Source organism: Chloroflexota bacterium (genome assembly GCA_016235055.1).
Taxonomy (GTDB): Bacteria; Chloroflexota; Anaerolineae; order JACRMK01; family JACRMK01; genus JACRMK01.
Genome location: JACRMK010000064.1, coordinates 1 through 12919 on the forward strand (window position 1 = coordinate 1; position 12919 = coordinate 12919).

The 12919-nt window shown below is 65.0% G+C and carries 16 protein-coding genes; 2 read left to right on the top strand and 14 right to left on the bottom strand.

Going from position 1 to position 12919, the window contains the following annotated elements; all coding sequences use genetic code 11:
- Window positions 1-157 precede the first annotated feature (157 nt).
- The 14 genes from HZB53_16240 to rfbB form a co-directional block, all read right to left on the bottom strand.
- On the bottom strand, window positions 158-529 hold the full coding sequence (locus HZB53_16240) for a nuclear transport factor 2 family protein (protein ID MBI5879198.1): 372 nt from the start codon (window positions 527-529) through the stop codon (window positions 158-160).
- 89 nt (window positions 530-618) lie between these two features.
- The gene (locus HZB53_16245; protein ID MBI5879199.1) at window positions 619-1737 is read right to left on the bottom strand and encodes an ABC transporter ATP-binding protein; all 1119 of its coding nucleotides are present in this window, start codon (window positions 1735-1737) and stop codon (window positions 619-621) included.
- A 63-nt stretch (window positions 1738-1800) separates the two neighbouring features.
- Entirely contained in the window at window positions 1801-3249 is a 1449-nt protein-coding gene (locus HZB53_16250; protein ID MBI5879200.1) for a hypothetical protein, read from the bottom strand.
- Window positions 3246-4250: a 4-hydroxythreonine-4-phosphate dehydrogenase PdxA gene (gene pdxA, locus HZB53_16255; protein MBI5879201.1), complete on the bottom strand. Its 1005-nt coding sequence runs from the start codon at window positions 4248-4250 to the stop codon at window positions 3246-3248. Before pdxA ends, HZB53_16250 begins: the two co-directional genes overlap by 4 nt.
- 2 nt (window positions 4251-4252) lie before the next feature.
- Complete coding sequence (locus HZB53_16260; GenBank protein MBI5879202.1) at window positions 4253-4744, bottom strand: DinB family protein; 492 nt, start codon at window positions 4742-4744, stop codon at window positions 4253-4255.
- Window positions 4745-4857: 113 nt separating this feature from the next.
- Entirely contained in the window at window positions 4858-5118 is a 261-nt protein-coding gene (locus tag HZB53_16265; GenBank protein ID MBI5879203.1) for a hypothetical protein, read from the bottom strand.
- Between the two features lie 58 nt (window positions 5119-5176).
- Window positions 5177-6757, bottom strand: a complete 1581-nt coding sequence (locus HZB53_16270; protein MBI5879204.1) for an AMP-binding protein — start codon at window positions 6755-6757, stop codon at window positions 5177-5179.
- 33 nt (window positions 6758-6790) lie between these two features.
- Window positions 6791-7576 carry an enoyl-CoA hydratase/isomerase family protein gene (locus HZB53_16275; protein MBI5879205.1) on the bottom strand — a complete coding sequence of 262 codons (786 nt, stop codon included), beginning with the start codon at window positions 7574-7576 and terminating at the stop codon, window positions 6791-6793.
- A 19-nt stretch (window positions 7577-7595) separates the two neighbouring features.
- Window positions 7596-8657, bottom strand: a complete 1062-nt coding sequence (locus tag HZB53_16280; GenBank protein ID MBI5879206.1) for a DUF2961 domain-containing protein — start codon at window positions 8655-8657, stop codon at window positions 7596-7598.
- 37 nt (window positions 8658-8694) lie between these two features.
- Window positions 8695-9099, bottom strand: a complete 405-nt coding sequence (locus tag HZB53_16285; protein ID MBI5879207.1) for a thioredoxin domain-containing protein — start codon at window positions 9097-9099, stop codon at window positions 8695-8697.
- Window positions 9100-9138: 39 nt separating this feature from the next.
- On the bottom strand, window positions 9139-9486 hold the full coding sequence (locus HZB53_16290) for a hypothetical protein (GenBank protein ID MBI5879208.1): 348 nt from the start codon (window positions 9484-9486) through the stop codon (window positions 9139-9141).
- 3 nt (window positions 9487-9489) lie between these two features.
- Window positions 9490-9714, bottom strand: coding sequence for a type II toxin-antitoxin system HicA family toxin (locus HZB53_16295; GenBank protein MBI5879209.1), 225 nt, complete (start codon window positions 9712-9714; stop codon window positions 9490-9492).
- Complete coding sequence (locus tag HZB53_16300; protein ID MBI5879210.1) at window positions 9707-9940, bottom strand: type II toxin-antitoxin system HicB family antitoxin; 234 nt, start codon at window positions 9938-9940, stop codon at window positions 9707-9709. The genes HZB53_16295 and HZB53_16300 overlap by 8 nt, the downstream gene beginning before the upstream one ends.
- Window positions 9927-10979 (bottom strand): dTDP-glucose 4,6-dehydratase, encoded by a 1053-nt coding sequence (gene rfbB / locus HZB53_16305; protein ID MBI5879211.1) that lies wholly within the window; start codon window positions 10977-10979, stop codon window positions 9927-9929. The genes HZB53_16300 and rfbB overlap by 14 nt, the downstream gene beginning before the upstream one ends.
- A 188-nt stretch (window positions 10980-11167) precedes the next feature.
- On the opposite strand from rfbB, the gene HZB53_16310 reads away from it, so the two are divergent.
- Both HZB53_16310 and HZB53_16315 read left to right on the top strand, forming a co-directional pair.
- The gene (locus tag HZB53_16310; GenBank protein ID MBI5879212.1) at window positions 11168-12346 is read left to right on the top strand and encodes a CoA transferase; all 1179 of its coding nucleotides are present in this window, start codon (window positions 11168-11170) and stop codon (window positions 12344-12346) included.
- Window positions 12347-12417: 71 nt separating this feature from the next.
- Complete coding sequence (locus tag HZB53_16315) at window positions 12418-12801, top strand: hypothetical protein (protein ID MBI5879213.1); 384 nt, start codon at window positions 12418-12420, stop codon at window positions 12799-12801.
- The last annotated feature ends 118 nt before the right edge of the window (window positions 12802-12919 follow it).

The following is a 12919-nucleotide window of genomic DNA, read 5'->3' on the forward strand; positions in this document are numbered from 1 at the left end:
ATTCTTAGGGGAGGTGCGCGGCGGCTGCGCCGCCGCGCACCTCCCCGTTAGCTTTTCCCCTTCTCCCCCGCGCGCGCGGGGGAGAAGGGGCAGGGGATGAGGGGGCATATTGGCAGCCGACTCCAAAATGAGAATTGCTGGATAGCGCGCCAGCCATTCAGCCTTTGACGTACGACAACTTCTCCGCGATCAACCCGTCCTCGATGCGGTAGAGATCCACGCCGCGCACGTGCCCGCGCGCGCCGTCGAGCCCCACCCAGTCGTACCGCCAGCGCATGACGCAGCGCGGCCCGGCGGTGAAGATCTCCTCGGCGCTGATCCGGCATGCGCGCGAGCTGCGAAAGAACGACTCCCAGAAGCTGCGCACGGCGGCCTGCCCGGCATAACGCGCGCCGTCCGGCGGCGGATCGGTGTTCTCGAACGCACAATCCGCCGTCATGCGCTGCATCATGCCGTCCAGATCGCGCGCATTGAGCGCGTCATTGAACGCCAGCACAAGCGCCACGACGCTCTGTTCTGTTGCATCCATCGCGCCACCCTCCCGTGCGAATGCCTGGAAAAAAGACTCCCGAAGCGCAGTGCTTCGGGAGTCGGCCGTTGCGGGTGCCGGCAGACGGGCTAGACCAGCGCCTGCTCCGTCTGCGGGTCGAACACGTGCATGTTGTCGAGGTTGATCGCCAACTCGAGATCCTGCCCGGGGCGCGCCTGCGTGCGCGGGTCAACGCGCGCGACAAACGCGGTGCTGCCCACGAGCAAGTTGATGATGATTTCGTTGCCCATCAACTCGGTCAAATCGACCTTGGCCGTCATGTAGGCCGGGGTGATGCCGACGGGCGCCAGACCGCGGTCATGCAGGTCTTCCGGGCGGATGCCGAACTTGACCGGTTTGCCGGCGTACGCCGACAACTGGGCCTTGCGCGTTTCCGGCACTTCGAGCCGGAAGGAGCCGCCATCGATGAACAGCTTGGAGTCCTGCTTGACGAGCGTCGCATCGGCGAAGTTCATGGATGGCGAGCCGATGAAGCCTGCCACGAACATGTTGGCCGGGTGATCGTACAGGTTCTGCGGCGAATCGACCTGCTGCAGCAGGCCCTGGTTCATGACCGCGATGCGCGTGCCCATCGTCATCGCCTCGACCTGGTCGTGCGTCACGTAGAGGAACGTGGTGCCGAGGTTGCGGTGCAGCTTGATCAGCTCGGCGCGGGTCTGCACGCGCAGCTTGGCGTCAAGATTCGAAAGCGGCTCGTCCATCAGGAAGACCTGCGGCTTGCGCACGATCGCGCGACCCAGCGCGACGCGCTGGCGCTGACCGCCCGACAGTTCCTTCGGCTTGCGCTGGAGCAGATGGCCGATCTGCAGGATATCGGCGGCATCCTTCACGCGCGAGTCGATTTCGGCCTTGGGCGTCTTGCGCAGCTTGAGGCCGAACGCCATGTTATCGTACACGCTCATGTGCGGGTACAACGCATACGACTGGAAGACCATGGCGATGTCGCGGTCTTTCGGCGCCACGTCGTTGACGACGCGCTTGCCAATCAGGATGTTGCCGCCGCTGATTTCCTCCAGGCCGGCCAGCAAGCGCAACGCCGTGGTCTTGCCGCAGCCCGACGGGCCGACGAGCACCAGGAACTCCTTGTCCTGGACTTCCAGCGACAGGTCGTTGACGGCCGTGACGACGCCTTCCTTGCCGCGGCCCTTGAACTGCTTTACCACATGTTCGTACGTAACGCTTGCCATGGTGTTGTGACTCCTCGTAAAGGGGGCTGAACAGCCGCATTATAGAGAAATTGCGCTTGCAGGTCAAACCGATTTGGCAGGCGTTCGCCGCTCATCGAACCCATGGGCGAACGGGACGCCAAACGCAGCGACGGCGACGAACGACAGCCCGGCGAGCCATGCGACCGTCAGCAGTGCCTGGGTGATCGCCCAGCGCAGCGGGTCGAAATCCTTCAGGAACATCATGATGTACGATGGCTCCAACCGGGTCAGATTCTGCCCGATCATTGCGCCCCACGCGCCCAGTAGCGCGCTCTGGCCTAAGGGGTGATTGTACATCAGATGACCATCCACCGCGAAGGAGAGCGAGACGAGCCAGCCTAAGGCGGCCAGCCCGGCGAAAACGGAGCGAAACCGCCAGGTTCGCAGCCGGTCGAGCGCCAGCGCCAGCGGGTGCGCCAGCACCGGCAGCAACGGCGCCAGGTAGCGAGCAGGCGGGCACCACTCGCCCCACCAGTAGCGGTATTGCACGATCAGGATGAAGTATGGCGCGCCGACGATCAGCGGCCAGCCGATGACGCTGCGCCACGCACGCCTCCGGCGCAGCAGCGGCACGGCGGCCAATGCCAGCAGATAGACCGGCGCGTGGTTCAGCAGCCCCCATTGCTGGTCGAGCCAGATGCCGAAGAACGCCCCGATTATCTCCTCCGGCGTACCGGAACCGGAATGGTCGGCGTAGTTCGGAAACGGCGAGGCGTAAACGTACAGGTTATAGGCGGTGAACAAAGCGGCCGATGCCAGCAGGATCGCAAGTCCCGGCGCGATGGCCGGCAGGCGTTCGCGCAATGCGTGGACAAGCGGCCGGCCACGCAGCCACTGCCACTCCTGCACAGCCAGCCAGAGGCCAAAACCGGCCACGACGAACAGGAAGCGCGCATGCAGCCACGGTAGGAACGCCAGGCAGATGCCGGTCAGCAGGCGCTGGCGCGCACCGGCGCGCCGCACGTCACGCAACGAACGGTAGGCGTATACGATCAGCAGCGCCGCCGGCGCCTCGGGGAAGATCAACTCGGAATACGTGAAGAACGGCGTGGCGAAAGCCAATGCCAGCCACACGGCGATGCCGGTGCGCGTGCTGCCGGTTACATCGCGGGCCAGCCAGAACAGGTTGAGCGCCAGCAGCGCGCCAACCAGGTTCAGCGTGTGCGCCGCGCCCGCCCAGCCCGCCAGCGCGTAGCCCGCCGCAATCAGGACCGGCACGCCGAGTGCGTGCTTGGACACCAGGATCGGCTTTGGCGTGACAGCTTCGTGGCGCGGGTATAGCTCGCCCGGATAATAGGCGCTATAGTCGAGATTGTCGAAATTATTGGTCAGCTCGAAATCGCCGTCATGCACCAGCGAGTGCGCAATAAGCAGGTAGTACGGCTCGTCGCCGGTCGGCCAGCGCACGGTGTCGATCAGGTGCGCGGTTGATACGGCGTAGAGGGCAAGCGAGACGAGGAAGACGCCGAGCGACAGCAGGCGCGCTTTCATGCGGAGGCGAAGCGGTTTCGCGCCAGCGTGGCGGCCAACCGGATCGCCGCAGCCATGCTCTGCGGGTTGGCGCGCCCCTGCCCGGCGATATCGAACGCGGTGCCGTGGTCGGCGGAGGTGCGAATGAACGGCAGGCCGAGCGTGACCGTGATGCTCTCGTCGAAGCCGTATGTCTTGATCGCGATATGCCCCTGGTCGTGAAACATCGCCACGAGGCAGTCGAACTCGCCGCGCACCGCACGGAAGAAGATCGAGTCGGCGGCGAACGGCCCGCGCGCGTCGATGCCTTCGGCCTGCGCGTCCTGCACGGCGGGCGTGATGCTGTCGATCTCCTCGCGCCCCATCAGCCCGCCTTCGCCGTTGTGCGGGTTCAGCCCGCAGACGCCGAGGCGCGGGCGCGCAAAACCGAGCAGTCGCATGCCGTGATGCGTGGTGCGGATGGTGTGCAGGATGTTCGGGCGCGTGATGCGCTGCAGCGACTCGGCCAGCGACGCGTGCTGTACCACATGCACCACGCGCATCGTGCCGCTGATGAGTATGGTCGCCACCGGCACGTTGCCGCCGATTTCCTGATACAACTCGGTGTGGCCGATGTAGTGGACGCCGCCTGCGCGCATCGCTTCTTTGTTGAGCGGCGCGGTGGCGATGGCGTCCACCTGGCCGGTCATCGCCATTTGCCCGGCGCGGATCGCAAACTCGGCGGCCGCCTTGCCCGCGACAGGCGACAGTTGCCCGCGCGGCGCGTCGGCAAGACCGAGGTTGCCCAGATCGATCAGTTCGAGCGCGCCATCGAACGGCGGCACGCCGATGGACGCGACCGGCCGCAACGCCAGCCCTGGCGCATACAACGCGCGGTCACGCTCGGCGACCGCCAGGCTGCCGACAATGACGGGGCGGCAGGCCGCGCGGACGTCATCGAGCGCCAGCGCCTTGAAGACGACCTCGGGGCCAATGCCGCACGCGTCACCGAGCGTGATGGCAACCGTCGGGAGCGCGCTCATGGCTAGAACGGCAGGCCCTTGACGCCCATGGCGCCTTTGAGTCCGGCGATTTCTCCGGCATGGCCGCAGCCATGCGTCGAAATAGAGACCAGCACGCGCGAAACGGGCCGCATGTTACCGAAGACCGCCACCTCGCGGTCGAGTTCGGCGGGTGTGAGCGTCTCCACATAAGCCTCGGCGGCGGTCATCACGGCTGCGGCGTATTCGCGAAAGGCGGCCAGGTCGGGGATATTGACGGCCCAGTCGCGCCCGATCTGCGCGGTGATGCCGAGTTTCGCCTGCCACACGCTCTCCCACAGGCGCGGTTTGCCGAAGATGGCGGTCTGGATGAAGTAATCCTCGGCTCCGATGGTGTGCGCGTACGCTGCGGCAATCGTGTTCGCGTCGTCGCCAACCTTGCGGTTGACCATCTCCTGCGGCGTGTTTTCGATGGCACTGTTCATCAGCGAGTGCGCCGATTTGATCTGCAGTGCGATGAAATCTTTGGCTTCCACCTGTTCACTCCCGGGCTGCCGTGCGTCTGCGCGGATGCAGTGCGATGGCAGCGTGTATGAAGCGGCGGGCGGGCGCCTGGCGCGCCCGCCCGCCGGCGCGCAATCACGGCGCGTTATTCGTCGTCATCGTCCCAGGCATCGTCGTCAGCATCATCGTCGTCGTCGTCATCGACGGCTTCTTCTTCGTCGTCATCTTCGAAGAAGTCCTCGTCGTCGTCGTCGTCCCAATCATCATCGTCCTCTTCGTCGGCTGCTTCTGCCGGCTCATCGACGTCGACCGGTTTGCGGCGCGGCGCGGGGACTGCGACCCGGCTCAACGGGATCGAGCGGACGCCCGTCCGCGTCGAGCGGGCCGTCTGAGGGTTGCGAACCATGACCAGTTCCTCCTAATAAAGAAAAAAATGATGCGTCGGGATGCACCCGCGCGCGAATTCACGAAGCCTTGACCGCGGCGCGCTCCTGCTCGACGAGCAGGCGGCGCAGGATTTTGCCGGATGCCGACTTCGGAATCGAATCGACAATCGCCAGCCGGCGGATCTTCTTGTGCGGCGCGACCCGGCCGGCCACAAAGGCCATCAACTCGTCGGGCGTGGCGGCCCCCGGCGACTTCAACACCACAAACGCCTTCGGCACCTCGCCCGCCTCTTCATCCGGGCTCGGGATGACCGCCACGTCGGCCACCGCCGGATTCGCCAGCAGCACGCCTTCCAGCTCGGCGGGCGCAACCTGCATGCCCTTGTACTTGATCAGTTCCTTGACCCGGTCCACGACGAAGGTATGGCCCTCGTCGTCCACAAAGCCGACATCGCCGGTGTGCAGCCAGCCGTGCTTGTCCAGCGTGCTGTCCGTGGCGACCGTGTTGTTCAGGTAACCGCGCATGATGTTCGGGCCGCGCACGCAGATCTCGCCGCGCTGGTTCGGGCCGAGCTCCGCCCCGGTGGATACGTCGATGATCTTGCACTGCATGTTGGGCAACAGGAAACCGGACGAGCCGGCTTTGATCTTGCCGGGAATGTCGGGTGTGACGTGGCTGGCCAGGCTCGTCTCGGTCATGCCATAGCCCTGCGTCACGAGGCAGCCGATGCGCTGGCTCGCCAGTTTCTGCACGCTTTCGTCAAGCGGCGCGGCGCCGGAGTTGATCAGCTTGACCGACTTGAGATTATACTTGTCCACCAGCGGGTGCTTGGCCAGCGCCAGGATAATCGGCGGCACCAGGTACAGATGTGTGATTTTGTACTTCTCGATCGTCTGCAGGAACTGCTCGAGATCGAAGCGCGGCAGGGTCACGCACTCGCCGCCCTTGTACATCGGGAAGTTCATCAGCACGACCATGCCGTAAATATGGTAGAACGGCAGCACGCCGAGCGTGCGGTCGCCCTTGTCGTACGACGTGATGCCATCGGCCTGGATCGTGATCGCCACCAGGTTGTGGTGCGTCAGCATCACGCCTTTGGGGCGGCCGGAGGTGCCGCTGGAATACGGAATCACCGCCAGGTCCTCGCGCGGGTTGATCTGCACCGGCGGCAGTTGCCCGTCGCTTTGCAGCAGCGAGGCGAACGGCGTCGCACCGGCCGCTTCGCCCAGCACAAAGATCTCTTTGACCGACGGCGACAGTTTGGCGGCGGCGGCCGCCTTCTCCAGAAACATCGGGATGGTCAGCAGGTACTTGGCCTGCGTGTCGTTCAACTGGAACGCCAGTTCTTCCGGCGTGTAGAGCGGATTCGCCGTCGTGACGACGCCGCCGAGCATGAGCGTGGCGTGAAACGCGACGGCGTACTCGGGCAGGTTCGGCAGGCAGATGGCGAACACGTCGCCCTTGCCAAAGCCGCGTTTGGATAGCGACGACGCGATCAGGCGCGCGCCGCCGGCGACCTGCCCGAACGTCAGCGTGCGGCCGCTGGGTCCGTCGATCAGCGCGGGTACATCCTTGTTCTCCATGGCTTTCTGCAGGATGAGCGCATGGTACGGGATGTCCGGGATCGTTCGATCGGGGTAGGGGCTCGTGAAGATCATGCGGTTCTCCTTGTCATGATGGGGGCGCCGGATTTACGCGCCCGTGAAGACGGCTGTGCGCTTCTCCAGCAGCGCCCGAATTCCCTCTTCGCCATCCGCGCTCTCGAACAGTTGCTGGAGCAACTCGCGCTCGAGCGCGATGCCTTCGGCGGCCGTGCCGTCCAGACCCGCCTGAACCGCGCGCTTGATGGCGCCGACCGCTTTGGCCGCGTGCTGCGGCGGCAGGAACTGCCGCGCGTACTCCATCACGGCATCGTCGTAGCCGTCCTCGTCGCAGACGCGGTTGACCAACCCGATTGTCAGCGCATGGTCCGGCGTGACCGACCTGCCTGTGACGAGCATCTCCATCGCGCGGCTCTTGCCGACCAGCCGCGGCAGGCGCTGGGTGCCGCCCGCGCCCGGCATCAGGCCGAGATTGGCCTCCGGCAGACCCAACTGCATGCGCTCGCCACGCTTGGCGACACGCAGATCGCAGGCCAGCGCCAGTTCAAGCCCGCCGCCCAGCGCGGTGCCGTTGAGGGCGGCGATGGTCAGCTTCGGCGTGGCCTCCAGCCGGCTGAACGTCTCGGAAGCAAACAGCGCCATGTGGTAGCGCATGCGGGCGCTGGCAGCGGCGAACTGCCGGGCGTCGGGGCCGGCGCTGAAGAAGCGCTCGCCCGCGCCGCGCACGACGACGACCCAGACGCTGTCGTCACCGCGCGCACGCACGATGGCCGCGTCCAGCTCGCCCAGCAGATCCAGCGTGTACGCGTTGACCGGCGGGTTGTTCAGTTCGAGCACGGCGACCGCGCCAACGGCCGTGTAGTTCACCAGCGGCATGAGACCTCCCGGGACAGCGCTAGATGATCTCCAGAACGTCGCGCGCGGGCAGCAGCGGGAACGGCGCCGACGGCAACGACTGGTACCAGTACGCGACCGAAGAAACGTCATCCTGCAGCGGCAGGTAGCGGCGGTCGGCGCGCCAGCCGATCATCTGGATCGTCACGCGCACGTCCAGCGCGAAGCGGATCGGGTCGGCGATGTGCCAGCGGTACGCGCCGAAGCGCATCTGCGAGCGGTACAGACCGTCAGGGCGCAAGACCTGTGACAACCCGGCATACGGCGTGGTGTACTCGCGGTAGCCGCCGTTCTCCTTGCCGAGATCCCAGTTATACGAGCCGCAGAAGTAATCCTCGGTGCCCGTGCCGCAGATCGTCGGGAACTCGCGGTCGCCGTCCATGTAAAACTTGATCTCGCCCTCGCCCCACCACCCGCTGTTGTTGACGCCGACCGCCATATAGGTGCCGACGTAGTGGCCCTGCCCGCGCACGCCGTCCAGAATCGTGACCACCTCGCCGTACGGGACCGGGTTGGTGCGCCGAAACTGCGCGTGGAAGTAGGCCGCGTCGTCCGGCACATCGGTCAGGGCGTAGGTGATCTGGTAGTAGAGCGTCATCGGCTCATCGCCGAGATTGGTCAGCGTCATGCGGCAGCGCTTGCGGAACGGCATCTCCCAGTACGTGTTAAGCCCGCTGCGCGGATTGACGCAGACCGCCAGCGACGACACCTGCGCGTACTGGCCCCAGCCGTTGGCGAAGAAGTCGCCCAGCGGGCACTCGACCGATGGGGTCGTCTGATCGTCCCAGTAAATGCGCAGGATGCAGTAACGCCAGGTGCCGGTCGGCGTCATCCAGATATGCTGGATGGCGCCCATGCCGGCCATATCGGCCAGCGTGCGCGTTTCTTTAGCCTGAATGCGGATCGATGGCGAGATCTTCCAGCCGCGCCCCAGTCCGGTCGCGTGCTCCAGGCCCGTGCCCTCGGTCGCCATACCGCCCGCGCCCTGCTCGCCGCTGAAGTTCTCCGGGCTGATGGAGCGTGTCTGCGCGCGCGACAGGCGCGACAGATTGCCCATGTGCATGCCCAAACCGTTGAACATTGCCGTCTCCGAATGGCCGCTAACGGGCCGCTTCAATCAGTTTCTGGAACTCCTCGAACGGGTACGCGCCCATCACCGGGCGGCCGCCGACCAGGAAGACCGGGGTGCTCTGCACGCCGATCGATTCCGCAGACAAGGTCTCGGCCTTCACGACCGCTTCGAACTTGCTCGAATCCACGCAGGCGTTGAAGCGCGCCGCGTCGACCTTAAGCTCCGTCGCAAACCCTTTCAGGTTGTCTTTGGAAAATGCGCCCTTGTTCTCGCCCTTCTGGTGCGTAAACAGGTAGTCATGATACTCCCAGAACTTTCCCTGCTCGCCGGCGCACTCGCTCGCCTCGGCGGCCCACTGTGACTCAGCGCCAAGAAAAGCGAAATGCACGTAGCCCAGCCGGACGATGCCCTTCTGGATATACTGCTGGTCGATCTGGCGCGCCGCGCCAGTGGCGAATTGCCCGCAGTATGGTCACTGGAAGTCGCTGTATTCCAGCATCGTGACCGGCGCTTTCGGATCGCCCCGGTAGTGCCGGACCGATCCGTAGATCAGATCCAGCATGCTGCCGCCCGATCCGGGTGTTCCACCGACTGGCGGCGCGACAACCGGCGCCGGCGCCGGAATGAGCAGCGGGCGCGCGCTGAAGCCTGCGCCAAAGCCAAGCACGAGCAGGATCAGCCCGACGCCGATCGTCGCGATCCAGTTCGTGCGCTCGACGATAACCGGCTCGACTGGCGCGGGCAACGGATCGGGCAAGTCCAGGCCGGCCAGTGGCGTGCCAGGTGTGTCGGCTGGTTGGCTATCAATAGGCTCAGTCATAGGCTATAGCATCTCTCGCAGTTCGTCCGGCTCAATGCCGGCTTCGCGTAAAATCGAGCGGAGCGTCCCGACAGGCAATGGGCCACGATGGAACGGCACCGTGACACGCCTGCGGGATGCGGGATGAAAGTATATCTGATGACTCCCTTTGCTTCGCCGCAACTTGAAGCCTCGCTGTTCCAGAACGCTGATGACGGCTTGCGACGTGAGCGCCGGCAGCTTAGGCATGAGCAGAAACCAGCAGGGTGTATTCTAGCGTCTGATCATCGCTGGGCACTTCGGCTCCATCTTCCAGCAATGTTTCGAGATAGAGTTCGATCGCTTCCTGCGCCATCTGGCGCGCCTCTTCAACGCTTTGGCCGTACGTGATACAGCCCGGCAGTGAAGGCACGCTCACCGTGTAGCCGCCCTCCGGCTCCGGCCGTAGCAGGATTCGATAGCTAAGCACTTTCATACCGGCCCTCGCTCCCTGGCTGGGCGGCGGCCAGCCGCTCGCCGTACTGCTGCTTGTAGTATTCCAGATACTCGCCGGACTTGATCGGCCGCCACCACCAGTCGTTCTGGCGGAACCAGTCGACGGTCTCGCCGATGGCCGCCTCGAAGTCGCGGCGCGGCGCCCAGCCGAGCGCGCGCAGCTTGGCGGTATCGAGCGCGTAGCGGCGGTCGTGGCCTTCGCGGTCGCGCACACGCCGGATCAGCGATTCCGGCTTGCCGAGCGCGCGCAGCATCAAGCGGATCACATCGATGTTGTGCTGCTCGTTCTCGCCGCCGATGTTGTATGCCTCACCGAGCCGCCCCTGGTGCAGCACGACGTCGATGCCTTTGCAATGGTCGAGCACGTGCAGCCAGTCGCGCACCTGCAGGCCGTCGCCGTACATCGGCAGCGGCTGGTCGTCGATGGCGTTGGTGATGAAAAGCGGCAGCAGCTTCTCCGGGTACTGGTACGGCCCGAAGGTGTTAGAACCGCGCGTGATGACGACCGGCAAATTGTACGTCGTGAAGTACGAGCGGATCAGCAGTTCTGCGCTCGCCTTGCTGGCGGCGTATGGCGAGTTCGGCAGGAACGGGTCGCTCTCTTTCGAGTACCCTTCCGGCACATCGCCGTACACCTCGTCGGTGGAGATCTGATGATAGCGCTCGACCTTGAACTGCCGCGCGGCCTCCAGCAGAACGTAGGCGCCGTAGATGTCGGTCCTGACGAACGCGTCGGCGCTCAGAATCGAGCGGTCGACGTGCGACTCGGCGGCGAAGTTGACGATCGTGTCGATCTGATGCTGCTGCATGGCGGCGGCGACCGATGCCGCGTCGGCGATGTCGCCGCGCACGAAGGCGTAGCGCGGATCGTCGTCCACAGCGAGCAGATTCTCGACGCGCCCGGCATACGTGAGCTTGTCGAAGACGACGATGCGGTAGTCCGGGTATTTGCCGAGCAGATAGCGGACGAAGTTCGAGCCGATGAAGCCCGCGCCGCCAGTGACCAGAATGTTGCGCAAAGCAGGAGTCCTCGCTGAGGTAGCGCGATTATACCGAAAAGCGGGTGGAGCGCAAACGCCCCGGGCTGCCGGTCGCGCGCGGCCGCGGTTATGCGCGTCCGCGTGGCGATTATAACACGCCCGTATTTCGCCAACAAACGCGATTGTCCATATAATCGAAGCCGATGCCCCCACTTCAAGGAGATGCCATGCGACCGTTGCACGGCGTGCGCGTGCTGGACCTGACCCGCCTGCTGCCCGGCCCGTTCTGCTCGCTGATGCTGGCCGACCTCGGCGCGGATGTGATCAAGATCGAAGACCTGCTGCTGGGCGACTATCTGCGGCAGGGCGCGCCGCGGGTGACCGCCACGCAGGGCATTCACTTCATGGCGCTGAACCGCAACAAGCGCAGCCTGAAGATGAGCGTGCGCCCGAAGGAAGGCAAGGCGGTCTTTGCGCGCCTGGTCGAGCGCGCCGATATCGTGCTCGACGGCTTCCGGCCGGGACGGCTCGACCGGATGGGCATCGGCTATGAGGCGATGAGCGCGCTGAACCCGCGCATCATCTACTGCGCGATCAGCGGCTACGGCCAGGACGGCCCGTACCGCGACCGGGCCGGGCACGACCTGAACTACCTGGCGCGGGCGGGCCTGCTCGACCTGTTCGGCGCGCTGGGCGGCGACCCGCTTCCGCTGCCGGTGCAAATCGCCGATCTGACCGGCGCGTACCTGGCCGCCATCGGCGTGCTGGCGGCGCTCGTCGCGCGCGCGACGAGCGGACGCGGGCAGTTTGTGGACATCAGTATGATGGATGGCGTGCTGCCGTGGCTGCCGATGGTGCTGCCGCAGTTCATGTACGACCGCCAGCGCGTGCGGCGCGGCGAGACGGCGCTGGGCGGCGGCCTGGCATGTTACAACGTCTACCAGTGCGCGGACGGCGAGTGGCTGGCGCTGGGCGCGCTGGAACCGCAGTTCTGGGCGACGTTCTGCAAGATGATCGACCGCGAGGACCTGAACGATAGACGGCAGGACATCGGCGAGGCCGCCGCGCCGACGATCGAAACGCTGCGGACGCTCTTTCGCAGCAAGACGCGCGCCGAGTGGCTGGCGTTCTTCGGCGACGCCGACGTGTGCGTGGACCCAGTGCAGACGCTGGCCGAAGCAGTGGAGGACCCACACCTGCGGGCGCGCGGCATGTTCGCCGCAGTTGAGTACCCGCAGGCGGGCACGATTATGCAGGTGGCCTCACCGCTGAAGCTGAGCGGCAGCCCGGTGCCACGGCTGGAGCCGTCGCCGGAGTCCGGCGAGCATACCGAGGTGATTCTGCGCGAGGCGGGCTACGACGACGCCGCGCTGGCCGAACTGCGCGCGAAGAAGGTCATCGAGTAACGGCGGTATCCGCGAATAACGCGAATCGGCGCGAATAGAGACGTTTCCCTCTCATGTCCGCGAGGTGTTCGATGCTGCGCTGCCAAGTCATCATGGCGCTCGTGCTTGCTGTAGCGGGCTGCGCGTTCGTGCTGCGCGATACACCCCAGCCTACTCCGACAGCGATTGTTACGCCCGAGCATCCCTACGTTGAGCGAAAGCCACCCACTACACCCGAAAGCATACCGACACTGGCGAACACTATCGGAGACCCTAGGATTACCGAGCTTCAAGCGCTTGGCATTATTCTGTCTGGTTTGCACTGCGAACCGACGATCATCGGCACCACCCATTGCAACGTTAGCGTTGCATCTTATGTCACGCTTGATCGATTTGTCACCGCCGTTGGGCAGCCAGACAAAGTTGGTTCGACCGTTTTTAGTCCAGTAGAATTCATTAGACTCTATTCAAAATAGGCATTGGATCGCTTGTGGCGATAGCGTCGTCTGGTCCGGCGAAAGTTATGCAATGCGGTAGCAATACTCATCACCAGGTCTGACAACCCCGCGGCGAAATTGCGAAAGCGATCCTTGG

Bases quoted from the DNA above. Each gene is read 5' to 3' on its own strand.
- HZB53_16240 (MBI5879198.1), bottom strand. From the start codon at position 529: ATGGATGCAACAGAACAGAGCGTCGTGGCGCTTGTGCTGGCGTTCAAT.
- HZB53_16245 (MBI5879199.1), bottom strand. From the start codon at position 1,737: ATGGCAAGCGTTACGTACGAACATGTGGTAAAGCAGTTCAAGGGCCGC.
- HZB53_16250 (MBI5879200.1), bottom strand. From the start codon at position 3,249: ATGAAAGCGCGCCTGCTGTCGCTCGGCGTCTTCCTCGTCTCGCTTGCC.
- pdxA (MBI5879201.1), bottom strand. From the start codon at position 4,250: ATGAGCGCGCTCCCGACGGTTGCCATCACGCTCGGTGACGCGTGCGGC.
- HZB53_16265 (MBI5879203.1), bottom strand. From the start codon at position 5,118: ATGGTTCGCAACCCTCAGACGGCCCGCTCGACGCGGACGGGCGTCCGC.
- HZB53_16270 (MBI5879204.1), bottom strand. From the start codon at position 6,757: ATGATCTTCACGAGCCCCTACCCCGATCGAACGATCCCGGACATCCCG.
- HZB53_16275 (MBI5879205.1), bottom strand. From the start codon at position 7,576: ATGCCGCTGGTGAACTACACGGCCGTTGGCGCGGTCGCCGTGCTCGAA.
- HZB53_16280 (MBI5879206.1), bottom strand. From the start codon at position 8,657: ATGCACATGGGCAATCTGTCGCGCCTGTCGCGCGCGCAGACACGCTCC.
- HZB53_16290 (MBI5879208.1), bottom strand. From the start codon at position 9,486: ATGACTGAGCCTATTGATAGCCAACCAGCCGACACACCTGGCACGCCA.
- HZB53_16295 (MBI5879209.1), bottom strand. From the start codon at position 9,714: ATGCCTAAGCTGCCGGCGCTCACGTCGCAAGCCGTCATCAGCGTTCTG.
- HZB53_16300 (MBI5879210.1), bottom strand. From the start codon at position 9,940: ATGAAAGTGCTTAGCTATCGAATCCTGCTACGGCCGGAGCCGGAGGGC.
- HZB53_16310 (MBI5879212.1), top strand. From the start codon at position 11,168: ATGCGACCGTTGCACGGCGTGCGCGTGCTGGACCTGACCCGCCTGCTG.
- HZB53_16315 (MBI5879213.1), top strand. From the start codon at position 12,418: ATGCTGCGCTGCCAAGTCATCATGGCGCTCGTGCTTGCTGTAGCGGGC.